The sequence below is a fragment of the Caballeronia ptereochthonis genome, assembly GCF_001545075.1.
GTDB classification, from domain to species: domain Bacteria; phylum Pseudomonadota; class Gammaproteobacteria; order Burkholderiales; family Burkholderiaceae; genus Caballeronia; species Caballeronia ptereochthonis.
Window position 1 is genome coordinate 148,227 of record NZ_FCOB02000006.1, and the last position, 25,076, is coordinate 173,302.

At 64.5% G+C, this 25,076-nt stretch carries 20 protein-coding genes; 9 read left to right on the forward strand and 11 right to left on the reverse strand.

The window, feature by feature from the left end:
- The first annotated feature begins 71 nt into the window (after positions 1 to 71).
- Positions 72 to 620: a peroxiredoxin gene (locus AWB83_RS08375; RefSeq protein WP_050326881.1), complete on the forward strand. Its 549-nt coding sequence runs from the start codon at positions 72 to 74 to the stop codon at positions 618 to 620.
- 88 nt (positions 621 to 708) lie between these two features.
- Positions 709 to 1,233 carry a carboxymuconolactone decarboxylase family protein gene (locus AWB83_RS08380; RefSeq protein ID WP_087044143.1) on the forward strand — a complete coding sequence of 175 codons (525 nt, stop codon included), beginning with the start codon at positions 709 to 711 and terminating at the stop codon, positions 1,231 to 1,233.
- A 39-nt stretch (positions 1,234 to 1,272) separates the two neighbouring features.
- On the opposite strand, the gene ispF is transcribed toward AWB83_RS08380, so the two are convergent.
- On the reverse strand, positions 1,273 to 1,764 hold the full coding sequence (ispF, locus tag AWB83_RS08385; protein ID WP_087044374.1) for a 2-C-methyl-D-erythritol 2,4-cyclodiphosphate synthase: 492 nt from the start codon (positions 1,762 to 1,764) through the stop codon (positions 1,273 to 1,275).
- 37 nt (positions 1,765 to 1,801) lie between these two features.
- A complete protein-coding gene (gene ispD / locus AWB83_RS08390) occupies positions 1,802 to 2,545 on the reverse strand; it encodes a 2-C-methyl-D-erythritol 4-phosphate cytidylyltransferase (protein ID WP_087044376.1) in 744 nt (247 codons plus the stop codon).
- A 123-nt stretch (positions 2,546 to 2,668) separates the two neighbouring features.
- Here ispD and mfd point away from each other — a divergent pair, with 123 nt between their 5' ends.
- The 3 genes from mfd (at position 2,669) to AWB83_RS08405 (ending at position 8,652) form a co-directional block, all read left to right on the forward strand.
- A complete protein-coding gene (gene mfd / locus AWB83_RS08395) occupies positions 2,669 to 6,145 on the forward strand; it encodes a transcription-repair coupling factor (protein ID WP_087044145.1) in 3,477 nt (1,158 codons plus the stop codon).
- 244 nt (positions 6,146 to 6,389) lie between these two features.
- The gene (argE, locus tag AWB83_RS08400; protein WP_087044147.1) at positions 6,390 to 7,625 is read left to right on the forward strand and encodes an acetylornithine deacetylase; all 1,236 of its coding nucleotides are present in this window, start codon (positions 6,390 to 6,392) and stop codon (positions 7,623 to 7,625) included.
- A 22-nt stretch (positions 7,626 to 7,647) separates the two neighbouring features.
- Entirely contained in the window at positions 7,648 to 8,652 is a 1,005-nt protein-coding gene (locus AWB83_RS08405; RefSeq protein WP_087044148.1) for a threonine/serine dehydratase family protein, read from the forward strand.
- Positions 8,653 to 8,707: 55 nt separating this feature from the next.
- On the opposite strand, the gene AWB83_RS08410 is transcribed toward AWB83_RS08405, so the two are convergent.
- The 4 genes from AWB83_RS08410 to AWB83_RS08425 all read right to left on the reverse strand — a co-directional run bounded on the left by AWB83_RS08410 (position 8,708) and on the right by AWB83_RS08425 (position 12,854).
- Positions 8,708 to 9,526 carry an ABC transporter permease subunit gene (locus tag AWB83_RS08410; protein ID WP_087044378.1) on the reverse strand — a complete coding sequence of 273 codons (819 nt, stop codon included), beginning with the start codon at positions 9,524 to 9,526 and terminating at the stop codon, positions 8,708 to 8,710.
- Positions 9,526 to 10,434 (reverse strand): ABC transporter permease subunit, encoded by a 909-nt coding sequence (locus AWB83_RS08415; RefSeq protein ID WP_087044150.1) that lies wholly within the window; start codon positions 10,432 to 10,434, stop codon positions 9,526 to 9,528. The genes AWB83_RS08410 and AWB83_RS08415 overlap by 1 nt, the downstream gene beginning before the upstream one ends.
- Positions 10,431 to 11,612, reverse strand: a complete 1,182-nt coding sequence (locus AWB83_RS08420; protein ID WP_374729097.1) for an ABC transporter ATP-binding protein — start codon at positions 11,610 to 11,612, stop codon at positions 10,431 to 10,433. The genes AWB83_RS08415 and AWB83_RS08420 overlap by 4 nt, the downstream gene beginning before the upstream one ends.
- 126 nt (positions 11,613 to 11,738) lie before the next feature.
- Positions 11,739 to 12,854, reverse strand: coding sequence for a polyamine ABC transporter substrate-binding protein (locus AWB83_RS08425; RefSeq protein ID WP_167389085.1), 1,116 nt, complete (start codon positions 12,852 to 12,854; stop codon positions 11,739 to 11,741).
- 586 nt (positions 12,855 to 13,440) lie between these two features.
- Here AWB83_RS08425 and AWB83_RS08430 point away from each other — a divergent pair.
- From AWB83_RS08430 to AWB83_RS08440, 3 genes are all read left to right on the forward strand, one after another.
- The gene (locus AWB83_RS08430) at positions 13,441 to 14,778 is read left to right on the forward strand and encodes an Nramp family divalent metal transporter (RefSeq protein WP_087044152.1); all 1,338 of its coding nucleotides are present in this window, start codon (positions 13,441 to 13,443) and stop codon (positions 14,776 to 14,778) included.
- Positions 14,779 to 14,943: 165 nt separating this feature from the next.
- Positions 14,944 to 16,224 carry a phospholipase A gene (locus AWB83_RS08435; protein ID WP_087044154.1) on the forward strand — a complete coding sequence of 427 codons (1,281 nt, stop codon included), beginning with the start codon at positions 14,944 to 14,946 and terminating at the stop codon, positions 16,222 to 16,224.
- 73 nt (positions 16,225 to 16,297) lie between these two features.
- Positions 16,298 to 16,501, forward strand: a complete 204-nt coding sequence (locus AWB83_RS08440) for a DUF1289 domain-containing protein (RefSeq protein WP_087044156.1) — start codon at positions 16,298 to 16,300, stop codon at positions 16,499 to 16,501.
- An 8-nt stretch (positions 16,502 to 16,509) separates the two neighbouring features.
- Here the strand turns inward: AWB83_RS08440 and AWB83_RS08445 are convergent, their stop codons facing one another.
- The 5 genes from AWB83_RS08445 to AWB83_RS08465 form a co-directional block, all read right to left on the reverse strand.
- Positions 16,510 to 17,946, reverse strand: a complete 1,437-nt coding sequence (locus AWB83_RS08445) for an aldehyde dehydrogenase family protein (RefSeq protein WP_087044158.1) — start codon at positions 17,944 to 17,946, stop codon at positions 16,510 to 16,512.
- 112 nt (positions 17,947 to 18,058) lie between these two features.
- Complete coding sequence (locus AWB83_RS08450) at positions 18,059 to 19,651, reverse strand: ABC-F family ATPase (protein WP_087044160.1); 1,593 nt, start codon at positions 19,649 to 19,651, stop codon at positions 18,059 to 18,061.
- Positions 19,652 to 19,849: 198 nt separating this feature from the next.
- Positions 19,850 to 21,295, reverse strand: coding sequence for a threonine synthase (thrC, locus tag AWB83_RS08455; protein WP_087044162.1), 1,446 nt, complete (start codon positions 21,293 to 21,295; stop codon positions 19,850 to 19,852).
- A gap of 11 nt (positions 21,296 to 21,306) precedes the next feature.
- Entirely contained in the window at positions 21,307 to 22,629 is a 1,323-nt protein-coding gene (locus AWB83_RS08460) for a homoserine dehydrogenase (protein ID WP_087044164.1), read from the reverse strand.
- Between the two features lie 25 nt (positions 22,630 to 22,654).
- Positions 22,655 to 23,893 carry a pyridoxal phosphate-dependent aminotransferase gene (locus tag AWB83_RS08465; RefSeq protein WP_167389086.1) on the reverse strand — a complete coding sequence of 413 codons (1,239 nt, stop codon included), beginning with the start codon at positions 23,891 to 23,893 and terminating at the stop codon, positions 22,655 to 22,657.
- A 529-nt stretch (positions 23,894 to 24,422) separates the two neighbouring features.
- On the opposite strand from AWB83_RS08465, the gene AWB83_RS08470 reads away from it, so the two are divergent.
- Positions 24,423 to 24,797 (forward strand): Mth938-like domain-containing protein, encoded by a 375-nt coding sequence (locus AWB83_RS08470; protein ID WP_087044168.1) that lies wholly within the window; start codon positions 24,423 to 24,425, stop codon positions 24,795 to 24,797.
- The last annotated feature ends 279 nt before the right edge of the window (positions 24,798 to 25,076 follow it).

Genomic DNA, 25,076 nt, shown 5'->3' on the forward strand with positions numbered 1-25,076 from the left:
ACGGCGATCCAGTAGTTTGATTCGAGTCTGGTGTGAGTTTGTCCTTTCAACGATTCCACAGGAGTTACCGCATGAAGACCGTTGGCGATAAAGTCGAAGCATTCACCGTCACCGCTGCAAAGCCGGGTTTCAACCATCACGAGGAAAACGGCCAGTCCGCTTTCGAGGAAATCACCGAGCAGTCCTTCCCGGGCAAGTGGAAGATCATCTACTTCTACCCGAAGGACTTCACCTTCGTATGCCCGACCGAAATCGTCGAGTTCGCCAAGCTCGCGAAGGACTTCGAGGACCGTGACGCGGTTCTGCTCGGCGGCAGCGTCGACAACGAGTTCGTGAAGCTGGCATGGCGCCGCGAGCACAAGGACTTGAACAAGCTGAACCACTATTCGTTCGGCGACGTGAAGGGCGAGCTGATCGACCAGCTCGGCGTGCGCGACAAGGAAGCCGGCGTGGCGCTGCGCGCGACCTTCATCGTCGATCCGGACAACGTCATTCAGCACGTGTCGGTCAACAACCTGAACGTGGGCCGCAGCCCCGAGGAGGTCCTGCGTATTCTCGACGGTTTGCAGACGGACGAACTGTGCCCGTGCAACCGCGCTGTCGGTGGCGCAACGCTGTAAGCGTGCTTGATGCCGCAAAGCCCGCCATTCGGCCGAGTATGAGTTCGGCGCTGGCGGGCTTTTTAACGCCGTCGAATAGGAGAAAACAATGGAATTCCTGTCTGCGATCAAGGAACTGGTGCCGGACTACGCGAAGGACATTCGCCTGAACGTCGACGGCACGATTGCCCGCTCGTCGCTCGAAGGCAATGACGCGGTCGGCGTCGCGCTGGCTGCCGCCTATGCCGCGAAGGCGACGAAGCTCGTCGGGATCATCCGAAACGCGGGCGTGCTGTCGCCGGAAGAGACGAATGCCGCGCTCACGGCCGCCGCGCTGATGGGCATGAACAACGTCTGGTATCCGTATCTGGAGATGGCCGACAACGCCGACCTGAAGACCCAGCCCGCAGGACTGCGCATGAACGCGTACGCGTCGCACGGCGGCGTCGACAAGCGGCGCTTCGAGATGTACGCGCTCGCGGCGTCGATCATCGGCAAGTGCCACTTCTGCGTGAAGTCGCACTACGAGAATCTCGTGACCGAAGGCATGTCGACGACGCAATTGCGCGACGTCGGCCGCATCGCGGCGGTGATCAACGCCGTCGCGCTGACGATCGAAGCGGAAGGGAAGTAACTTCCCCGAGAACGCCGCGCTCTGCCGCGCGGCGTTTTCTTATCGATCGATCGACGTCCGGCGCAGCAGCACGGCAGCCTGCGCTTCAATGCCCTCTTTTCGGCCGAGATAGCCGAGCTTCTCGTTGGTCTTCGCCTTCACGTTCACGCGGTCGATACTCAAGTCCAGATCGGCGGCGATGTTCGCGCGCATCGCCTCGATATGCGGTGCGAGTTTCGGCGCCTGCGCGATCACGGTGCTGTCGACATTCGCGATCGCAAAGCCCGCTTCCGTCACGCGCTTCACGGCTTCGCGCAGCAGCACGCGGCTGTCGGCGCCGGCGAATTCGGTCGCCGTGTCGGGAAAATGCCGCCCGATGTCGCCGAGCGAGGCCGCGCCGAACAGCGCATCGGTGATTGCGTGCAGCAGCACGTCGGCGTCGGAGTGGCCGAGCAGGCCGCGTTCGTAGGGAATCGTCACGCCGCCGATGATGAGCTGGCGGCCCTCGACGAGCTGGTGGACGTCGTACCCTTGTCCGATTCTGAAATCCATCATCCCAACCTTGCAGTAGAAAAGTAAGCGGCGCCTGTCAGGCGTTCCCGGACAGCATCGCGCTCGCGAGGCCGAAGTCTTCCGGATAGGTCACCTTGAAGTTGCGCAAGCTGCCCTGAACCAGCTTCGGCGAGTGCCCGAGCCATTCGATCGCGCTTGCCTCGTCCGTCAGGTCGTGGCCGTCGTGACGCGCACGCTCGATCGCCTCGCGCAGCATGCCGAGCCGGAACATCTGCGGCGTCTGCGCCTGCCACAGCCCGTCGCGCGATTCGGTGCGGGCGATGCGGGTATGGCTTTTGCCGCCCTCGCCCGCGGGTGCGGGCACATCGGGCATGTTCGGTGCGACGCGCTTCAGCGTGTCCGCGACCGGCAGTGCGAGAATGCCGCCCACTGCATCATCGCGCAGTTCCGCGACGAGCTTGCGAATCAGCTCCGGCGTGATGCCCGGGCGCGCGGCGTCGTGCACGAGCACCCAGTCGTCGTCGCGCGCGCCGAATTTCGCGAGCGCGATGAGCCCGTTGTACACCGACGCCTGCCTCGATGCCCCGCCGCAGCGCGCAACAGCGAAGCGCAGCCCGGCGAAGCGGCGGGCGTCGAAGTGATTGTCGTCCGGTGCGAGCACGACGAGCGTCTGCGAGAATTCGGAGCAGGCGTCGAACGCCGCGAGCGTGTACGCGAGCATCGGGCGGCCCGCGACAGTCTGGTATTGCTTCGGCATCGGCGCGCCGGAACGGCTGCCGGTGCCGGCGCAGGGAATCAGTGAGAACAGGCGCGAAGTCACGGGCAAATAATGTGGACAAGTCAAAGTTGAAGCCCGGATTTTATAATAGGTCTTTCGCGACCACGTCCGGCGCACGCCAGTTCGTATTCCATCTTGCGCGCCGGGCGGCTCCTTGCACACCTTATGCCCTCCAAAGCCGTCAACGCGCAGTCCAGTTCTCCCATCGCGCTCGTCAAGCCAGCTCAGCGTTTCGCCTTCGACGGCGCGACCGGCTCGTCGGATGCGCTCGCCCTCGCGCGCTATCACGCGGCGTATCGCGAGAGCGTGCCGCTTCTGACGGTCGTGACCGCGAGCGCGGTCGACGCGCAACGCCTCGCCGCCGAAATCCCCTACTTCGCGCCGGACGCGCGCGTGCGCCTCCTGCCCGACTGGGAGACGCTGCCCTACGACACGTTCTCGCCGCACCAGGATCTCGTCTCCGAGCGTCTGGCGACGCTGCACGATCTCGGCGAAGGACGCTGCGACATCCTCATCGTGCCCGCGACGACGGCGCTCTACCGCATGCCGCCCGCGTCGTTTCTCGCGGCCTACACGTTCTCGTTCACGCAAGGCGAGCGGCTCGACGAAGCGAAGCTCAAGGCGCAACTGACGCTTGCGGGCTACGAGCACGTGAGCCAGGTCGTGCGCCCGGGCGAATACTGCGTGCGCGGCTCGCTCATCGATCTCTATCCGATGGGCTCGGCGCTGCCGTACCGGATCGACCTGTTCGACGATCAGGTGGATTCGATCCGCGCGTTCGATCCCGATACGCAGCGCAGCCTTTATCCCGTGCGCGACGTGCGGCTTCTGCCGGGCCGCGAATTTCCATTCGACGAAGCCGCGCGCACGGCCTTTCGCAGCCGCTGGCGCGAGGAGTTCGAGGGCGATCCGAGCCGCTCGCAGATCTACAAGGACATCGGCAACGGCGTGCCGTCGGCGGGCATCGAATACTATCTGCCGCTCTTCTTCGACGAGACCGCGACGCTCTTCCACTATCTGCCGGAAGGCTCGCAGCTCGCGTTCGTCGGCGATCTCGATACGGCGATCAAGCGCTTCACGAGCGACACGAAGCAGCGCTACAACTTTCTCTCGCACGATCGCGAGCGGCCGCTGCTCGAGCCGCGCCGGCTCTTTCTCACCGACGACGATTTCTTCACCTTCGCCAAGCCTTTCGCGCAACTGAAATTCCCGGCGACGCCCGAGGGCGGCTGGGCCATGCCGCTGCCGGGACTGGCGATCGACCGCCACGCCGAGGAGCCGCTGCTCGCGCTGCGCCATTATCTGGAGCAGACGGACAATCGCGTGATGCTCGTCGCGGAATCCGCGGGACGGCGTGAGACGATCCAGCAATTGCTCGCGGACAACGGCCTGCGCGGCGAGTTGCGCGACACGTTCCAGGAATGGCTCGCGAGCGAGGGCAAGTTCACGCTCGGCGTCGCGCCCTTGGCGAACGGCTTCGTGTTGCCGTCGGAGAAGCTCGCGATCGTCACGGAGACGGAGCTTTACGGCCCGCTCGCGCGCCGCGCCGGGCGCCGCCGCCAGGAGCAGGCGAGCAACGTCGATTCGATGGTGCGCGATCTCGCCGAACTGAAGATCGGCGATCCGGTGGTGCATGCGCAGCATGGCATCGGCCGCTATAGGGGTCTGGTGTCGATGGATCTCGGTGAAGGCGAAACCGAATTCCTGCACCTCGAGTACCAGAACGAAGCGAAGCTCTATGTGCCGGTCGCGCAGTTGCACGTGATCTCGCGCTATAGCGGCGCGGACCCGGACAGCGCCCCGCTCCACGCGCTCGGCTCGGGCCAGTGGGAAAAGGCGAAGCGCAAGGCCGCGCAGCAGATCCGCGATACCGCCGCGGAACTGCTCAATCTCTACGCGCGCCGCGCCGCGCGCGAGGGCTTCGCGTTCAAGCTCGAACCGCGCGACTACGTGAAGTTCGCGGAAAGCTTTGGCTTCGAGGAAACGCCCGATCAGGCCGCGGCGATCGCATCGGTCATCGGCGACATGACGAGCGGCAAGCCGATGGACCGTCTCGTGTGCGGCGATGTCGGCTTCGGCAAGACGGAGGTCGCGCTGCGCGCCGCGTTCATCGCGGTGATGGCGGGCAAGCAAGTGGCGATTCTTTCGCCCACTACCCTGCTCGCCGAACAGCACACGCAGACCTTCACCGACCGCTTCGCCGACTGGCCCGTGCGCATCGCGGAGCTGTCGCGCTTCAAGACCGGCAAGGAAGTGTCGACGGCGGTGCAGCAGATCAACGAAGGCAGCGTCGATATCGTCATCGGCACGCACAAGCTGTTGTCGGGCGATGTGAAGTTCAAGCGGCTCGGGCTTGTCATCATCGACGAGGAACACCGTTTCGGCGTACGGCAGAAGGAGGCGTTGAAGGCGTTGCGCGCGGAAGTGGACGTGCTGACGCTCACCGCGACGCCGATTCCGCGCACGCTCGGCATGGCGCTCGAAGGCCTGCGCGACTTCTCCGTGATCGCGACCGCGCCGCAGAAGCGGCTCGCGATCAAGACCTTCGTGCGTCGCGAGGAAGACGGCGTGATCCGCGAGGCGATGCTGCGCGAACTGAAGCGCGGCGGCCAGGTGTACTTCCTGCACAACGAGGTCGAGACGATCGAGAATCGCCGCGCGATGCTCGAAGCGCTGGTGCCCGAGGCGCGCATCGCGGTCGCGCATGGACAGATGCACGAGCGCGAACTCGAGCGCGTGATGCGCGACTTCGTCGGTCAGCGGGCGAACGTGCTGTTGTGCACGACGATCATCGAGACCGGCATCGACGTGCCGAGTGCGAACACGATCCTCATGCATCGCGCGGACAAGTTCGGTCTTGCGCAGCTGCATCAGCTGCGGGGGCGCGTCGGGCGCTCGCATCACCAGGCGTATGCGTATCTGCTGGTGCACGATCCGGCGTCGCTCACGAAGCAGGCGCAGCGCCGGCTGGAGGCGATCCAGCAGATGGAGGAACTTGGCTCGGGCTTTTATCTTGCGATGCACGACCTCGAGATTCGCGGGACCGGCGAAGTGCTTGGCGACAAGCAATCCGGCGAGATCCAGGAGATCGGCTTCCAGCTTTACACCGACATGTTGAACGACGCCGTGCGTGCGCTGAAGGAGGGGCGCGAGCCGGATCTGAACGCGCCGCTCGCCGCGACGACCGAAATCAATCTCCATGCGCCGGCGATTCTGCCCGCCGACTACTGCGGCGATGTGCAGGAGCGTCTGTCGCTGTACAAGCGCCTTGCGAACTGCGAATCGAGCGATTCGATCGACGGCATTCTCGAAGAGCTCGTCGACCGCTTCGGCAAGCTGCCGCCGCAGGCGCATGCGCTTGTCGAGACGCATCGGTTGCGGCTGGCGGCGAAGCCGCTGGGCATTTCGAAGATCGACGCGGCGGAACAGTCGATCTCGCTGCAGTTCGTGCCGAATCCGCCTGTGGATGGCATGAAGATCATCGAGATGGTGCAGAAGCACAAGCACATCAAGCTGGCGGGGCAGGATAAGTTGCGCATCGAGACGCGTAGTCCTGATCTCGCGGTGCGGATCTCGACGGTCAAGGAGACCCTGCGGGCGTTGGGGGGGCCGGTGCGGCAACCGGCTGTGGCTGTTAGGTGAATTTCGAGGTTTTGCTTGGTTGGTTGGTTGGTTGCTTGCTTGGGCTTCTGTGGAATCCTGAATTCTTAGTGGTCTATTAGCGTTGCCCCTGTGCGGGGCAACGCTAATAGACCGACACGAACGCAGGTTTCACGAAAAACCCAAGCAAACGAACCCACCCCAAAACCAAGCCCCAAAAAGCCCCGTGCGGGCCAGCACCAACCTTTTAGGCTATGATCAAACTCTAAACCGCAGGAGCCAAAACATGTCACAGATCGCTGATACGGCGCATCTCGAAGCCTCAACTTCCGCGTCCAAGACCTCGTCGCCGATCTCCCTGCCGTGGATCGAACGGCTCGTTTCTTTCGACACTGTCAGCCGCAATCCAAATCTCGGCCTGATCGAAACCGTGCGCGACGAACTCCGCCAAGCGGGCATGGAAGCGACCATCACCACCGATCCCCGCGGCCAGTGGGCGAATCTCTTCGCCACCGTGCCGGCGCACGACGGCCAGACCAACGGCGGCATCGTGCTGTCCGGGCACACGGATGTCGTGCCCGTCGACGGCCAGGACTGGCAGAGCGACCCGTTCAAGCCCGAAGTGCGCGACGGCCTGCTCTACGGCCGCGGCTCGTGCGATATGAAAGGCTTCATCGGCGCGGCGCTTTCGATGCTGCCAAGGATGCAGGCCACGAAACTCGCCAGACCCATCCACTTCGCGCTTTCGTACGACGAAGAAATCGGCTGCGCCGGCGCGCCGCTGATGATCGCCGACCTGCAAAAGCGCGGCGTGAAGCCCGACGGCTGCATCGTCGGCGAACCGACGTCCATGCGCCCGATCATCGCGCACAAGGGCATCAACGCATACAAGTGCTGCGTGCGCGGCTTCGCGGCGCATTCGTCACTGACGCCGAAGGGCTTGAACTCGATCGAATACGCGGCGCGCCTGATCTGCTTCATCCGCGACGTCGCCGACGAATTTCGCGCCCAAGGCCCGTTCGACGAGCTCTACGACGTGCCCTTCACGACCGCGCAGACGAGCACGATCAAGGGCGGCAACGCGCTCAATACCGTCCCCGCCGAATGCACCTTCGACTTCGAATTCCGTAACCTGCCGACCATGGACCCGGAGCGCATCTTCGAGCGCATCGAGTCGTACGCGCGCGAAAACCTGCTGCCGAAGATGCTGAAGGAGCACGGCAACGCGGCGATCGAATTCTCGAAGATCGCCGCCGCGCCCGGACTCGACGCGACCGAGCAGGCCGCCATCACGCAACTCGTGCGCGCGCTCACCGAGAATCAGGAAAAGCGCAAGGTCGCCTACGGCACCGAAGCCGGCCTCTTCGCGCTCGCGGGCGTGCCGAGCATCGTGTGCGGGCCGGGCAATATCGAGCAGGCGCACAAGGCGAACGAGTACGTGTCGCTCGAACAGCTCGCCGCGTGCGAGGCGTTCCTCGGCAAGTTCATCCACAGCATGTCCGTCGAAGCACAGGCTCACTGACCAACCTAGCGCGATCGAAGCCATGTCCACCGCCACGCAGCATTCCGACAATACGATCGACGGCACGCCGATCCCGACGCTCGACGAAATCGCCGAGCAGCACATGGCCCTCACGCCCTGGGTCGCGCGCACGCCGACGTTCGAGCGCCACGACTTTCCGATGCTCGAGGGCACGCCCCTCACGTTCAAGTTCGAACTGCTGCAAGCGAGCGGCACCTTCAAGGCGCGCGGCGCATTCTCCAACATCCTCGCGCTTTCCGACAGCGAACGCTCGGCGGGTGTCACGTGCGTATCGGCGGGCAATCACGCCGTGGCCGTCGCGTATGCGGCGCAACGCATGGAGGTGGGCGCGAAGGTCGTGATCATCAGGAGCGCGAGCCCGGCGCGTGTCGCGCTGTGCCGGCGCTTCGGCGCGGAAGTCGTGTTCGCGGAGAACGTCGCGGAAGCGTTCGATGTCGTAAGGCGTGTCGAGGCGGAAGAAGGACGCGTGTTCATCCATCCGTTCAACGGCTATCGCACCGTGCTCGGCACGGCAACGCTCGGCTACGAGTGGACCTCGCAGGCGCCCGATCTCGAAGCGGTCATTCTCCCGATCGGCGGCGGCGGACTCGCCGCGGGCGTGTCGACGGCCATGCGTCTCGCGAATCCGTCGCTGCATGTGTACGGCGTCGAACCGGAAGGCTCGGACGCGATGAGCCGCAGCTTCGCGGCGAATCACACGATCAGGATGGGCGCGATGCACGGCATCGCCGATTCGCTGATGGCGCCGCACACCGAGCAGTACAGCTATGAGCTGTGCCGGCGGCATATCGACGAGATCGTCACCGTGTCCGACAACCAGCTGCGGCACGGCATGCTGCAGCTCTTCAACGAGCTCAAGCTCGCGGTCGAGCCGGCGTGCGCGGCCGCCACTGCTGCCCTGCTCGGCCCGTTGCGCGAGCGTCTGCAAGGCAAGCGCGTGGGCGTGCTGCTGTGCGGGACCAACACCGATCCGGCGACGTTCGCGCGGCATCTGGGCGCCGTCTGAATGCAACGCGGCCCCGTTCAGGGGCCGCGTTGCATTCCATCTTTCAGCGCCGGCGTTACATTACCGCCGCGAGCCTTCTGCGCTCATTGCGCTGCATGAAGTAATTCGCTGCAATCACACCCGCCGTCACGAGCGCGATGAACAAGGTCGCGAGCGCGTTCATCTCCGGATTCAGACCGAGACGCACGCGCGAGAAGACGACGAGCGGCAGCGTCGTCGATCCGGGACCGGACAGGAACGCGGACAGCACGAGATCGTCGATCGACAGCGTAAACGACAGCAGCCAGCCGGCCACGAGCGCCTGCGAGATCAGCGGCAGCGTGATCAGGAAGAACACGCGCAAGGGCGTCGCGCCGAGATCGAGCGCAGCCTCTTCCAGCGACGGATTCAGCTCGCGCACGCGCGACTCCACGATGATCGCGACATACGAGATGCACAGCATCACGTGCCCGATCCAGATCGTGAAGAGCCCGCGCCCCGCCGGCCAGCCGATCAGCTTCGCCATCTCGACGAAGAGCAGCAGCAGCGAGATGCCCTGAATGACTTCGGGAATCACGAGCGGCGCGTTGATCATGCCCGTGTACAGCGTGAAGCCCTTGAAGCGCCCCATGCGCGCGAGCACGAAGCCCGCCCACGTGCCGATCACGACCGACGCGCACGCCGTCAGAAACGCGATGCGCAGCGAGAGCCACGCGGCGTTGATGAGCTCTTCGTCGTACCAGAGCGCCTTGTACCACTTGAGCGAGAACGAAGTCCACACGGTCACGAGCTGCGACTCGTTGAACGAATAGACGATCAGGCTGATGATCGGGATATAGAGAAACGCGAAGCCGATCCCGAGCGAGGTGACTTGAAGCGGACGACTCGGCTTGATCATCGCTTCTCCTCCAGTTGCTTCGCCTGGAAATGCTGGAAAAGCGCCATCGGCACGAGCAGCAGCAGGACCATCGCGCAGGTGACGGCGGAGGCCATCGGCCAGTCGGCGTTGTCGAAGAACTCGTTCCACATGACGCGGCCGATCATCAACGTGTCGGCGCCGCCAAGCAGCTCGGGAATCACGTACTCGCCCACCGCCGGAATGAACACGAGCAGACATCCCGCGATGATGCCGTTCTTCGAGAGCGGCAGCGTGATCTGCACGAACGCCTTCCAGGGCTTCGCGCCGAGATCGTAAGCCGCTTCGAGCAAGGTCAGATCCATCTTCACGAGGTGCGCGTAGAGCGGCATCACGAGAAACGGCAGATACGAATACACCATGCCGATATACACCGCGATATTCGTGTGATACAGCTCGATCGGCGAGTGAATCAGGCCGATCGACATCAGGAAGTTGTTCAGCAAGCCGTTGTTCTTGAGAATGCCGATCCACGCATACACGCGAATCAGGAACGAGGTCCAGAACGGCAGCATCACGGCCATCATCAGCAGGTTGCGCGTAGCCGGATTCGAGCGTGCGATGTAATACGCCATCGGATAGCCGATCAGCAGGCACAGCACCGTCGAGACCGCGGCGACCAGCAGCGAGTTCATGTAGGTCGCGAAGTACAGGCTGTCGGTCAGCAGGAACGCGTAGTGCGAGAAGTCGAGCGCGATGTTCATCACGCCCTCCTTCATCGCGACCAGTTCCGTGTACGGCGGAATGCCGAGCTGGCTGTCCGCGAAGCTGATCTTCACGACGAGCAGGAACGGCACGAAGAACAGCAGCAGCAGCCACAGATACGGCCCGCCGATGACGAGCGTGCGCCCGCTGATGCCAAAGCGATTGAGCAGCTTCATCATCATGAGGTCAGCACCACGCCCGCCGACGCGCTCCAGCGCACGTACACTTCGTCATCGAAAGTGGGCGAATCGATCTCGCCGAGCGCGAGGCTCGACACGTTCGCGACCACGACCTTGCCGCTGTCGAGCGTCACGTGATAGAGCGTGTAGCCGCCCATATACGCGATGTTGCTCACCTTGCCGCGTCCCCAGTTGTACGCGCCTTCGGGCGGCTTTCTCATCAGCGCGATGCGCTCCGGCCGCACGGAGATGGTCACCGGCATGCCGAGCGGCCCGGTGATGCCGTGGTTCACATACATGCGCACCGGCAGGTCCGGCGATTCGACGAACACGTGATCCGGCTCGTCCTCCACGACATTGCCGTCGAACAGATTGGTCGAGCCGATGAACTGCGCGGAGAAGCGGGTGTTCGGATACTCGTAGACTTCATGCGGCGTGCCGAGCTGCACGATCTGCCCTTCGCTCATCACGGCGAGACGGTTGGCCATCGTCATCGCCTCTTCCTGGTCGTGCGTCACCATGATGCAGGTCACGCCCACCGTGTCGAGAATGTTGACGAGCTCGATCTGCGTGCGCTGGCGGATCTGCTTGTCGAGCGCGGACATCGGTTCGTCGAGCAGCAGGAGCTTCGGGCGCTTCACGAGGCTGCGCGCGAGCGCGACGCGCTGCTGCTGGCCGCCCGAGAGCTGATGCGGCTTGCGCTTCGCATACTTCGCCATCTGCACGAGCTCGAGCGCGTTGTGCACCCGGTCCTTCAACTCGCCGCCGCGCACGCCTTCCTGCTTCAGCCCGAACGCGACGTTCGACTCCACGCTCATGTGCGGAAAGAGCGCGTACGACTGGAACATCATGTTCACCGGCCGGTTATACGGCGGCATCTTCGCGAGGTCTTCGCCATCGATCAGGATCTGCCCTTCGGTCACGGATTCGAGCCCCGCGAGCATGCGCAGGAGCGTCGATTTGCCACAGCCCGAACTGCCGAGCAGCGCGAACAGCTCGCCCTTTTTCACCGACAGATTGACGCCCCGCACGGCCGTCGTCTCGCCGAATTTCTTCACGACGTCGACGATCTGCACGAAGTTGTCGTCCAGGCTCACGCCGGATGCGATACCGCCCGGCTCGCGCCGGCCACCAGATCCATTAGGCGCTGCCTTCAACGCGCTCGACTGCTCACTCATGATTGCCTGTTCGACTCCTGCATTTTTGCGTCTTGCGTGGCGCGCACCGATGTGCGATGCGACCCACGAACAAAGCCCCCGGCGGTCCAGGGGCTTCGTCGATTCAACAGAATAACCGGCTTCTGGAAGTCATCGGCCGGACTTGAACTCGGTCCAGAGCCGCGTTTGCAGGCGCTGGATCTCCGGCGGCAGCGGCTTCAGCAGGAACAACGTCTTGATGACGTCCTGCGGCGGGTACACGGCCGGATCGTTCGCCACGTCCTTGTCCACGTACTTGCGCGCTTCCAGGTTCGCGCTCGGGTAGTACACCGCGTTCGTGATCGCCGCATGAACCTGGGGCGTCTCGATGTAGTTGATCCACTCGTGCGCGGCGTCCTTGTTCTTCGCGTCCTTCGGAATCGCCATCACGTCGAACCACACCGGCGCGCCGCCCTTCGGAATGTAATACTCGATCTTGAACGGCTTCTTCGCGTCGACCGCGCGATGCTTCGCGATCACGACATCGCCCGACCAGCCGTAGGTGAAGCAGATGTCGCCGCCGACCATGTCGTTGATGTAGCCCGACGAGTTGAACTGCGTGATGTACGGGCGGATCTTCTTCAGCATCGCGAGCGCCTCGCGATAGTCGGCCGGGTTCGTGCTCATCGGATCCTTGCCGATGTAGTGCAGCGCGGCCGCGAACATCTGGTCCGGCGCGTCGAGCACCGAGACGCCGCACGCCTTCAGCTTCGAGATATTCTCGGGCTTGAAGAGGATGTCCCAGTTGTTCAGCTCGACGTTGGCGCCGAGAATCTGCTTCGCCTTGTCGACGTTGTAGCCGAGGCCCGTCGTTCCGTAGGCCCAAGGCACCACGTACTTGTTGCCCGGGTCCGCGCCCGCGACGAGCTTCATCAGGTCCGGGTCGAGATATTTGAGGTTGGGCAGCTTCGACTTGTCGAGCGGCGAGAAGATGTTGGCGGCGATCTGCTTGCCCGCGTAGTTGCTCGTCGGCACGACGATGTCATAGCCCGAGTTGCCGGTGAGCAGCTTGGCCTGAAGGGTGTCGTCGCTGTCGTAATTGTCGTACTTCACCTTGATGCCAGTCTGCTTGGTGAAGTTGGGGATCGTGTCCTTGGCGATGTAATCCGACCAGTTGTACACGTTCAACTGCGTATCCTTCGCCGACGCTGCGAGCGGAGTCAACAATGCGGCGCATGCCAGGGCGCCCGCCAGCTTCGCCACGGGGCTCGCCAGTTTCTGGTTCATCTCGATTCTCCCTTGTTCCGACTTGTCACGGCGTCGTGCCGCGCGGACCGGCGATCGGCACATCGTCCGACCTGCCCGCGACTCCCTTCAAAACCCCGAAAACTACCACTAAACACAAGCACGACAAAAAATAATGCGCCGCTTGTCGCGCAAAATGTACACCCCTCGCGCGGTGCGGCCTGGAGGTCCTGCCGTGCGGGCCTGACACGCGCTTCCCGGCGGCTTCACGCCGCTCACGGCAGCCGCAAGGACCGCGCATTTTAGCCCCTATTCGGCCCCGGCGGCACCTCAGAAAACCACACTCGCCGAAGTGACTCGCGAGCGCGTGGAGCCGATGCAATGTCATTATTCGTGACCGGCTGCCCGCATGCCGCCACGCCTGTCGTTTGTCCGCCCTTTGTCAGGTCTGAACGAGCGTGATCAGCGCGCTTGCGATCGGGCATCCGAACCTGACGAATAGCCAGCGGAACAGTTGTTGCGAGCCAATTCGACGTGCGCCGCGAGAAGCGGCGCGTCCTGAACCGGCAACGCACGCTCATGCCACTGATGACGCCGCCGTTGCGCCGCTATTCGAGGCCGCCTTCGCATGAACACCAATCCGTCCGCGCTCGCCCAGCTGTCCGCCGCGAAGTCCGACGCGCAGTCTCCTGCGGCGAGCCGCGAGGATCGTCAACGGGCCCCGCGCCCGCGCGGACGCTGGTATTCGTTCGCCGGTGCGGGCGCGCTCGTCGCCGTGGGCTATATGGACCCGGGCAACTGGGCGACGGCCCTCGCGAGCGGCGCGCGCTACGGCTACTCGCTCCTCTTCGTCGTCCTGCTCGCGAGCCTGACGGGCATGCTGCTGCAATGGGTCGCCTCGCGGGTGGGCGTCGTGACCGGGCGCGATCTCGCGCAACTGTGCCGCGAGCGCTTCAGCCGGCGCACGACGCTCGTGCTGTGGATCGCGTGCGAGATCGCGATCATCGCGTGCGATGTCGCGGAGGTCGTCGGCAGCGCGGTGGCGCTGCAGATGCTCTTCGGGCTTACGCTCACCGCGGGCGTGCTGATCTCGGCGGTTGCCACCTTCGCGATGCTCGCCCTGCAGAGCCGCGGCAGGCGGCCGCTGCAACGGGCCGTGACGGCGCTGATCCTCTTCGTGAGCTTTTGCTTCGTGGTCGAACTGGCGCTCGCGCATCCGATCTGGGGCGAGGCGCTGCGCGGTCTCGCGCCGTCGCGCCAGCTGCTGCGCGATGCCGGCATGCTGTGGCTCGCCGCGGGCGTGCTCGGCGCGACCGTGATGCCGCACAATCTCTATCTGCACTCCGCGCTCGTCAAGGAGCACGCGCCCGCTCGCGACGACGCCACCATCGAGCGCGCGCTGCGCGGCGTGAACATCGACACGTTCGCGTCGCTCGGGCTCGCTTTCGTGGTCAACGCGTCGCTGCTGGTGGTCGCGGCGGCGGTGTTTCATGCGAGCGGGCACATCGAAGTCGAGGATCTCGCCGATGCGCATCGGCTGATCGCGCCGCTCGTCGGCAGCCATTGGGCGGGCGTCGTGTTCGCCGTCGCCCTGCTCGCCTGCGGCCTGAATGCGACCGTCACCGGCACGCTCGCCGGACAGGCGGTGATGGAGGGCTTTCTGCGCCTCAGGATGGCGCGCTGGGCCCGGGCGCTGACGACGCGCGGCCTCGCCATCGGACCGGCGCTCGTCGCGGTCGCGAGCTTCGGCCAGCACGGCTCCAATGCGCTGCTGGTCGCCACGCAGGTCGTGCTGAGCCTGCAATTGCCGCTCGCGGTGATTCCGCTCGTGCGCTTCGCCTCCGACGCCCGGCTGATGGGCCGCTGGCGCGTCGCGCGCATGCCGCTCGCGCTGGCGTGGTCTTGCGCGGGCATCATCGTCGCGTTGAATGGCGCGATCCTGTGGCAAGCGGTGCGTTCGGGGTGAGATTTCCTGGCGGAGTATTGCGGATTTTGCGCAGTTTCCGGTCGTGCGGTGAGGTTTCGCGCCGATTTCGGGGATCGTAGCGCGGCTTTCGCTGTCACATGTTCGACGCGCGGGCGGTCTCGACCCCGCGCGCGAGCTCGCCCGGAAACAGGACACCCGCCACACATGGCCCATCGCCCACGACCGCTTTCGTCGAATTTCGCCAGCCGCCGCGCGGCACCCGCACCCGCCTTCACGCTTCTGCTCGTTGCGCTCTGCGCGAGCGGGACCGCGCACGCCACCGTCGCCGTGCTGCAACCCGCGCGCGAGGCCGCGGCTTCGCAGCCGCTCGAGCTCACGCTCCTCTATACCGACGACGACGCGACGCCCCTGACCGTCGACGTGCCGAGGCATCTGACCGTGAACCTGACCAACGGCGACCTGCCGCCCGCGCCGCTCACGCTCGCGCGCGACCCGAAGGTGCCCGACCGTCTGCGACTCGCGCCCGGACAATATCGCCGCGTGCGCTTCTCGGCGCCCTGGCCCGAGTCGGCGCGCGGCACGGTGAAGATCGATCCGGTGGGCTTCGATGCATCGCCGATGCTCGTCGCGCTCAATCGCAGCGACACGCAGACGCAGGTCGCGGCAGCGGAGCGGCGCGAAACGCAGGCGACGACGCCCGCGCAGGCGGCCAGCGCGAGCGCCGCCGCGAACACCGCCGCCGTGCCGATGACGACCAGCGACACGATGCTCTCCGGCCGTTTCTCCACCTTCGAGCCGGTCTACTTCGCCGACGGCAAGAACGGCGACAACCTCGCGAAATTCCAGTTCAGCTTCAAGTACCGGCTGCATCTGCCGGACGATCCGCGCTCGCGCGGCTTTCTGGACAACCTCTATCTGGCTTACACGCAGACGTCAATCTGGAATTTCTCGGCGCCGTCCGCGCCGTTCCGCGACACGAGCTATCAGCCGCAGATCTTCTATTACGTCGAGGATACCGGCGTGAAGAGTCCGTACTTCACCCGCATGGGGGTGACGGCGGGTTTCGGGCACGAGTCGAACGGCAAGGCCGGCGACGAGTCGCGCGCGATCAATATCGCCTTCGTGCGCCCGACCTGGGATTTCGGCGACCTGAACGGCAATCACCTGACGCTCTCGCCGAAGTTCTATTACTACCTGTCGAAAGTCGGCAACGAGGACATCGCGGACTATCGCGGCTATGTGGATTTTCTGGTGAAGTACGGCAGCCCGGACGGCTGGCAGCTCGCAACCACGCTGCGCAAAGGGACGAAGCACTGGTACGGCAGCGTCGACGCGCAACTCACCTACCCGCTCGCCAGACTGATCGGCAGCGCGTGGGGCGGCTATCTGTGGGTCGGCTACTTCAACGGCTACGGCGAGGACATCCTCGATTACAACCAGCGGCATCACTGGATCGCGCGGATAGGCTACAGTATCGCGCGCTGAGTTTTTTCACGATTTGACCGCCGCGTTATTGCCCTCTTTTCCCGGCGGCGACGCGGCCACGAGCTAGCCCACAATGTCTTCGAATCTTCACGACCTGCCCGACAGCCCCTGCATCGGCGTTTGCTCCACGCTCTTCGACGAAGTCTGCAAGGGCTGCGGCCGCACGGCCGGCGAGGTGTCCAACTGGGTCTTCCTCACCGACGAGGAAAAGCGCGCGATCTGGGAGCGCATCAAGCGTGAGGGCACGGCGATGCGCTTTCGCAACGATCATCTCTAGGATCGCCTCTAAGCCGGCCTGGGCATCCTGAGCTGCATCGACTTGTATTCCAGGAACTCCTCCAGGCCGTACTTGCCGTTCTCGCGGCCGTGACCCGATTGCTTGAAGCCGCCGAAGGGCGCGGCCGCGTTCCATGTTCCGCCGTTGATGTCGACCTGCCCGGTGCGCACGCGCCGCGCCACCGCGAGCGCGCGCGATTCATCGCCGGACCAGACCGCGCCGCCCAGCCCGTAGAGCGAGTCGTTCGCGATGCGCACCGCTTCGTCCTCGTCCTTGTAGGTGAGGATCGAGAGCACGGGGCCGAAGATTTCCTCCTGCGCGATCGTCGCCTTCGGATGCACCTTGCCGAAGACCGTCGGTTTCACGAAGAAGCCGCGCGCGAGACCTTCCGGCCGCTCGACGCCGCCCGTCACCAGTTCCGCGCCTTCGTCGATGCCGCGCTGCACGTAGCCGCGCACGCGCGCCACCTGCGCCGAGGACGCGAGCGGACCGAGGCGCGTCGTCTCGCTGCGCGGATCTCCTGGGACGAAGCTTTCCGCGACCTGCTTCGCGATGCCGCGCGCTTCTTCATAACGCGCTTCGGGCACGACGAGACGCGTGTGCGCCGAGCATGTCTGCCCCGAATTGAGGAAGCAGGCGTTGACGGTGGCCTTGATCGCCGCCGGGAAATCGGCGTCGTCGAGCACGATCGACGCGGACTTGCCGCCCAGCTCCAGCGCGACGCGCTTGACCGTCGCGGCCGCGAGTTCCGATACGCGCTTGCCCGCGCGCGTGGACCCGGTAAACGAGACCATGTCGACGAGCGGATGGCTCGCCATCACTTCGCCGACGACCGGCCCGTAGCCGCTCACGAGATTGAACACGCCCGCGGGCAGTCCGGCCTCGTCGATGGCCTCGGCCAGCACGAACGCGTTCAGCGGCGCGATTTCGGACGGCTTGAGCACGACCGTGCAGCCCGCGGCGAGCGCGGCGGCGACCTTGAGCGTGATCTGATGCAGCGGGTAGTTCCACGGCGTGATCGCCGCGACGACGCCCACCGGCTCGCGCACGACGAGCGAGTTGCCGACCTTCTCCTCGAACGGGAATTCGCCGGCGAGCTTCGCGTACGCGTTCCAGTTGTGGATCGGCGCGCCGACCTGGATCGCGCGCGCGAGCTTGATGGGCATGCCGACTTCGCCGGCGATGAGATCGGCGAGTTCGTCGGTGCGTGATTTCAGCGCGGCGGCGATTTTCGCGAGATATTCGCCGCGCGCCTGAGGCGGCGTCGCGGACCAGCTTTCGAAGGCGACGCGCGCGGCGTCGATCGCATTCTCCGCGTCGGCTTCGACGCCTTGCGGAATGCGGCCCATCGCCTCTTCAGTGCCGGAATCGATCACGTCGATGACGCCGTCGCCGCAAGGCTTGATCCACTTGCCGCCGATGTAGAGCCTGTCGAATGTTTTCATCCGCTGTCTCCGGTTGGATGAGGACATTCTACGGGCGATCGGGAAATGAAAAACGGCCCGTTCTTGCGAAACGGGCCGTCGAGTCTGGCTGGCTGGCTTGAGGCCGCGGATATTACTGAATCCCCTGACTCGTCAGGAAATCCTCGTAATTCCCGCCGAAGTCGCGCAGCGTGCCATCGGTCCTCACTTCGATGATGCGATTCGCCAGCCCGCTCACGAACTCGCGGTCGTGCGAAACGAAAATCAGCGTGCCATCGAACTTGTCCAGCGCGATCTGCAGCGACTCGATGGACTCCATGTCCATGTGATTGGTCGGCTCGTCCATCAGCAGCACGTTGTGGCGGCCGAGCATCAGCTTGCCCCAGATCATGCGGCCCTTCTCGCCGCCCGACAGCACCTTCACGTTCTTCCGGATGTCGTCCGCATTGAAGAGCAGACGGCCGAGCGTGCCGCGCACCATCTGCTCGTCGTCGCCTTCCTTGCGATACTGGTCGATCCACTCGGTCAGCGTCTCGTCCTTCGGAAACTCTTCATACGTGTCCTGCGGCATGTAGCCGACGTTCGCGTTCTCCGCCCACTTCACGGTGCCGCCGTCGAGCTCCAGCGCGCCCTTGAGCGACTTGAGCAGCGTCGTCTTGCCCGCGCCGTTCTCGCCGATGATCGCGATGCGCTCGCCCGGCTGCACGCTCAGATTGAAGTTCTCGAAGATGGTGCGGTCGTACTTCTTGGTCAGCCCTTCGGCGACCACCGCGATGTTGTGCAGCTTCTTCTCGAACTCGAAGCGGATGAACGGGTTCTGACGCGACGACGGCTTGAATTCCTCGATCTTGATCTTGTCGATCATCTTCAGGCGGCTGGTCGCCTGACGCGCCTTCGACTTGTTGGCCGAGAAGCGGCGCACGAAATCCTGCAGGTCGGCCACACGCTCCTTCGCCTTCTGGTTGGCGGCCTGCTGGCGCTCGCGCGCCTGCGTCGACGCCAGCATGTAGTCGTCGTAGTTGCCCGGCCAGACCTTCAGCGTGCCGTAATCCATGTCCGCCATGTGCGTGCAGACCTGGTTCAGGAAGTGACGATCGTGCGAGATGATGATCATCGTCGAGTTGTACTGGTTGAGGATGTCTTCCAGCCAACGAATCGAGTTGATGTCGAGGTTGTTGGTCGGCTCGTCGAGCAGCAGCACGTCGGGCTTCGAGAACAGCGCCTGCGCGAGCAGCACGCGCAGCTTCCAGCCCGGAGCGACGTTGCTCATCGGCCCGTTGTGATCGTTGATGTCGATGCCGATGCCGAGCAGCAGCTCGCCCGCGCGCGCCTCGGCCGTGTAGCCGTCGTATTCGGCGAACTTGGCTTCGAGGTCGGCGGCGCGCATGTAGTCGTCGTCGGTGGCGTCGGGGTTGGCGTAGATCGCGTCGCGCTCGGTCATCGCGGCCCACATTTCGGTGTGGCCCATCATGACGACGTCGAGCACGCGCATGTCTTCATACGCGAACTGATCCTGACGCAGCTTGCCGAGACGGACGTTCGGCTCCAGGACGACGTTGCCGGAGCTCGGCTCCAGATCGCCGCCCAGGATCTTCATGAACGTCGACTTGCCGCAGCCGTTGGCCCCGATCAGTCCATAGCGGTTTCCTTCGCCGAACTTGACCGAGATGTTCTCGAAGAGGGGCTTGGGCCCGAATTGCATGGTGATGTTGGCGGTAGACAGCACGGCGCGTCCTTTTGATTGGGTACGACGAAAAACCTGAGATTTTAACAGCTTTTGGCGGGGTTTTGCCCGACGGCGGCTTTCCCACGAGGCGTCGCATGGGCGCGCCTGCTTGCCGCATCGTGAAAAAAAGGGCGCGGCCGATGCGGCCGCGCCCCGTGCGCCCCGATGACGATCCGCACGAGGCGGCTGCGCTTCCCGTCAAGTGCGCTCGGCGATGAACGCCTTCACCACGCCAGCGTCCGCAGGCACGATATCGAACCTTTGTGGCAGTTTTTCAAGCCCCGCGAACGCCGCCGGCCGCTCCGGCTCGCGATCGAGCGCCTCGCGAATGGTCTCGCCGAACTTGATCGGTTGCGCGGTTTCCAGAACGATCATCGGCACGCCGGGCTTGAGGTTCTCGCGCGCGACCTTCACGCCGTCGGCCGTGTGGGTGTCGATCATCGTGTGATAGCGCTCGAACACGTCGCGGATGGTCTTCACGCGGTCGTCGTGATCGCTCTTGCCCGACACGAAGCCGAACGCCTTCACGCGCGCGAAATCGCCGCTCGCCGCGAGATCGAAGCCACCCTTCTCCTCGACGTCGCGGAACAGCTGCAGCACGCGCGCCGGATCGCGGCCGAGCAGGTCGTAGACGAAGCGCTCGAAATTCGACGCCTTCGAAATGTCCATGCTCGGCGACGTGGTGTGATACGTCTCCGCCGCCCCGCGCACGCGGTACACGCCGGTCTTGAAGAACTCGTCGAGCACGTCGTTCTCGTTGGTCGCGACGACGAGCTGATCGATCGGCAGGCCCATCATGCGCGCGATATGGCCCGCGCACACATTGCCGAAGTTGCCCGACGGCACCGTGAACGAGACATGCTCGTCGTTGTTCCTCGTCGCGGCGAAATAGCCCTTGAAGTAGTACACGACCTGCGCGACCACGCGCGCCCAGTTGATCGAATTGACCGTGCCGATCTTGTGCGCAGCCTTGTACGCGTGATCGTTCGACACGGCCTTGACGATGTCCTGGCAATTGTCGAAATTGCCCTCGACCGCGAGATTGAAGATGTTCGGGTCCTGCAGCGAGAACATCTGCGCGGTCTGGAACGCGCTCATCTTCCCGTGCGGCGAAAGCATGAACACGCGCACGCCGGTCTTGCCGCGCATCGCGTATTCGGCGGCGCTGCCGGTGTCGCCGGAGGTCGCGCCGAGAATGTTCAGCGTCTCGCCGTGCTTCTCGAGCGCGTACTCGAACAGGTTGCCGAGCAGCTGCATCGCCATGTCCTTGAAGGCGAGCGTCGGGCCGTTCGACAGCTCCAGGAGCGACAGCGTCGCGCCGTTCTCGACGCCGAGCGTCTTGAGCGGCGTGATCTGCGCCGCGCTCTCCTCATGGCGCACGTTGCTGTACACCTGCGCGGTGTAGGTCTTGCGCGTGAGCGAGCGCAGGTCGCCCGCGGGAATGTCGTCGCTGAACTTCGACAGCACTTCGAATGCGAGATCCGCGTACGACAGCGTGCGCCAGCGCGCGAGCTCGTCGGCCGATACGCGCGGATACTCCGCCGGCAGATACAGGCCGCCGTCCGTGGCCAGCCCGCCCAGCAGGATGTCGGAGAACGTATGGCGCTCGTTCGTGCCGGCGCCGCGCGTCGAAATGTAGTTCATCGTGCTTGCCCTTAGTTGAGCGCTTCCATGCGCAGCTTCGTCACCTTCGAGACGACCGTGGAGAGCGCTTCGATCTGCTCGATCGCCGCGTTCACGTTCTTTTCCAGCGTCTCGTGCGTGATGAGGATGATGTCCGTCTCGCCCTTGTTCGCGCCGTCGACCTCCTCGGATTCCTTCTGCAGCAAGGCATCGATGGAAATGGCCTTGTCGGCGAGAATGCGCGTGATGTTCGCGAGCACGCCCGTCACGTCCGCGACGCGCAGGCGCAGGTAGTAGCCGCTCGTCACTTCGTCGATCGGCAGGATCGGCGTGTTCGACAGGCTGTCCGGCTGGAACGCGAGGTGCGGCACGCGATGCTCCGGATCGGCCGTGTGCAGGCGCGTCACGTCGACCAGATCGGCAACCACGGCGGAGGCCGTCGGCTCCGCGCCCGCGCCCTTGCCGTAGTACAACGTGGTGCCGACCGCGTCGCCGTGCACGACGACGGCGTTCATCGCGCCTTCCACGTTGGCGAGCAGGCGCCTGGCGGGGATCAGCGTCGGATGCGTGCGCAGCTCGATGCCCTTCTCCGTGCGCCGCGCGATGCCGAGCAGCTTGATGCGATAGCCGAGGTCTTCGGCGTAGCGGATGTCGATCGCCGCGAGCTTGCTGATGCCTTCCACATACGCGCGATCGAACTGCACCGGCACGCCGAACGCGATCGCGCTCATGATCGTGACCTTGTGCGCGGCGTCCACGCCTTCGATGTCGAAGGTCGGATCGGCTTCCGCGTAGCCCAGTTCCTGCGCGGCCTTCAGCGCCGTCGCGAAGTCGAGCCCGTGGTCGCGCATCTCCGAGAGAATGTAGTTGGTCGTGCCGTTGATGATGCCCGCGATGTATTCGATGCGGTTCGCGGTCAGCCCTTCGCGCAGCGCCTTGATGATGGGAATGCCGCCCGCCACCGCGGCCTCGAACGCGACCATCACGCCCTTCGCACGCGCGGCTTCGAAGATCTCCGTGCCGTGCACCGCGAGCAGCGCCTTGTTGGCCGTCACGACGTGCTTGCCGTTCGCGATCGCGCGCAGCACGAGCTCGCGCGCGAAACCCGTGCCGCCGATCATTTCGCACACGATCGAAATTGCCGGGTCGTCGACGACGGCGTTGAAGTCGTCCGTCACCGCGACGCCTTCCCGTTTCGCGGCCTCGGCCTTCGCCGGCGTGCGCACCGCGACGCGCGCGATTTCGATGCCGCGGCCCGCCCGGCGTTTGATTTCTTCCTGGTTACGGCGCAGCACCGTGAAGGTGCCGCTGCCGACCGTGCCGAAGCCCAAGAGTCCTACTTTGATCGGTTCCATGCAGCGCGAGTCTTTAAGAGAAAAATTAAGCGGAATGCCGTTTGCGATAGCCGTCGAGGAAACGCGCGATGCGGTGGATCGAATCCGCGAGATCGTCGACGTTCGGCAGGAAGACCACGCGGAAGTGATCCGGCGTCGGCCAGTTGAAGCCCGTGCCTTGCACGAGCAGCACGCGCTCCTCGAGCAGCAGGTCGGTGATGAACTGCTGGTCGTCCTGGATCGGGTACATCTTCGGGTCGAGCTTCGGGAACATGTACAGCGCGGCCTGCGGCTTCACGCAGCTCACGCCCGGAATGGCCGTGAGCATCTCGTACGCGAGCTCGCGCTGCTTGAAGAGCCGCCCGCCCGGCACGATCAGGTCGTTGATGCTCTGATAGCCGCCGAGCGCCGTCTGAATGGCGTACTGGCCGGGCACGTTCGGGCACAGGCGCATCGAAGCGAGAATGCCGAGACCCTCCAGATAGTCCTTCGCGCGGCGGCGGTTTTCCTCGATCAGTCCGGAAATGGCCATCCAGCCCGCGCGATAACCGCACGAACGGTAGCTCTTCGACAGGCTGTTGAACGTGACGGTGGGCACGTCTTCCGAGAGGGCTGCCATCGACGTGTGCGTTTTGCCGTCGTAGATGATCTTGTCGTAGACCTCGTCCGCGAAAATGATGAGGCCATGCTCGCGCGCGATCGCGATGAGATCGAGGAGCAGCTCGTCCGAGTACAGCGCGCCGGTCGGGTTGTTCGGGTTGATGACGACGAGCGCCTTGGTGTTCGGCGTGATCTTCGCGCGGATGTCGTCGAGGTCGGGCATCCAGCCGTTGCCCTCGTCGCACATGTAATGGCGCGGCGTGCCGGAAGACAGGCTCACCGCGGCCGTCCAGAGCGGATAGTCCGGCGCGGGCAACAGCACTTCGTCGCCGTCGTTCAGGAGCGCCTGCATCGCCATGACGATCAGCTCGGACGCGCCGTTGCCGATGTAGATATCGTCCAGCTCGACGCCCGTCACGCCCTTTTGCTGCGTGTAATGCATGATCGCCTTGCGCGCGGCGAACACGCCCTTCGAATCCGAATAGCCCGACGAGCCCGGCAGATTGCGGATCATGTCCTGGATGATCTCGTCCGGCGCCTCGAAGCCGAACGGCGCCAGATTGCCGATATTGAGCTTGATGATGCGGTGGCCTTCCTCTTCGAGGCGCTTCGCATGTTCGAGTACGGGCCCGCGAATGTCGTAACAGACGTTTTGCAGCTTGTTGGATTTGAGAATCGGTTTCACGGCTGGCGGCTCTGAGTCTGGATATGGGATGCGGACGGGTTGCTTGATGTTGACTGCGGCGTTGATCGGTTACGGCTCGGTGATTCGGGCGGCCAGCCTCGTGCGCGGGCAGCAGGCGGGCCGTGCGTGGGAAACCGGGGTTGAAGCCTGACGGCGGTTCGCCCGGGCAGTCTGCTCGTTCCCGAGCGCCGAACGATGCATTTCAGACGCCGCGCCAGGTAAGGCTTGGGCGTTGCGGACCGGATTGCGTGTCGAAGGCGGCTTGTGGCGGCACGCGAGCGCAACGGGCGGCGCACGAGCGAGCCCGGCAGCCGGAAAGTTATAATTTACTGATTATGACTCAGTTCCGCAATGCACCAAAGGAACGCGCCGGTTCAGGCCCGAATCGATGCGCCGAAGCGCGCGCAGGCCGGTTCACGGCCCGGTTCACGGCCCGGTTCACGGCCCGGTTTGCGGCCCGGTTTGCGGCCCGATTCTCACGGCGCGGCGGACACCGGGTCTTCATCCCTTCCCTTGCCGGATCACTGTTTTGAAACTTCACCAGGATTCCAACAGCGCGCTCAACACCATTACGAGCTACGGAGACGGTTTCGTGGCGGTCAATCTCGAAAGGCACGAAGGCAGCGTGATCGTCATGCCCGAGATGCCCGTGACAGCCTGGCCGGTGTCTTCGTTCGAGGACCTCGCACCCGAGCATTTCGAGGCGCTGGTTGCGGCCGCGCCCGAGGTCGTCATCTTTGGGAGCGGGTCGCGCCTGCGCTTTCCCCATCCGCGCCTGACGGCGCAACTGGCCAGACACCGCATCGGCGTCGAGACGATGGATTTCGGCGCGGCCTGCCGCACCTACAACATCCTGATGTCCGAAGGCCGGCGCGTGGCCGCGGCGCTTCTGATCGAAGCCTAAGGGAACGTTAAGGAACCGCTGCCAGACTCCCGTCGCCGACGCCGCACGGCGCGCCCGACGCCTGAAACGCGCCAAATTTACAAATGTCGGCGGGTCGTGCGATACACTCCCGCCCGACGTTTGTCTCTCGTCAGCCGGTCGGGCGCGGCACGCTGGGGCTCGGCGTTCATTCACCGGGACGGTCGCGGAAATTGCAAATGCCGGTCGCCGGTTGCGGTCGCCTTCGTTGCTGCCGGGCTCGAAATCCGCGAACTCGTGCTGAAAATGCGTGCCTGAGCA